The organism is Psychrobacter halodurans, assembly GCF_017498075.1.
Lineage (GTDB): Bacteria > Pseudomonadota > Gammaproteobacteria > Pseudomonadales > Moraxellaceae > Psychrobacter > Psychrobacter celer.
Map to the genome: position 1 here is coordinate 1 of NZ_JAGBKN010000065.1, position 484 is coordinate 484.

At 46.3% G+C, this 484-nt stretch carries 1 protein-coding gene; it reads left to right on the forward strand.

Features of this window, described 5'->3' with window-relative positions; genetic code table 11:
* Positions 1-484, forward strand: a 484-nt coding sequence (locus J3491_RS11950; RefSeq protein ID WP_207970361.1) for a VCBS domain-containing protein, incomplete at both ends; no start/stop codon positions are given.

Consider the following 484-nt stretch of genomic DNA (forward strand, 5'->3'; position numbering starts at 1 on the left):
TGGTTGTTAAGAGCTATGACCCTACGACAGGAGAGGTGAGCTACAGTTATGATCCAGAAGTACAGGAACACACTGAAAATGCGCCTGTCTTAGATGAGATTGCTATTATCGCCACCGACAGTAATGGCAAGACCAGCAATGGCAGTTTAGATATCGCGATTACCGACAGTGCGCCTGTTGCTAAAGATGATGCCAATAGCGTGACAGAAGACACCCAATTGGTGGCTAGTGGTATTGTGACCACCAATGATGACTTTGGCGTGGATGGTAAAGGGGCACCTGCCGTTGAAGCAAAATCTGCAGCGGGCAGCTATGGTGGCTTTGTCATCAATGCTGATGGCACCTATACCTATACGTTGGATAATAATAATGCCGATGTAAATGCGCTTAATGATGGTGAGACGCTGCAGGATAGTATTACTTATACCATGACCGATGCTGACGGTGATAAATCAACGGCTACCTTGACCATTACCATTAATGG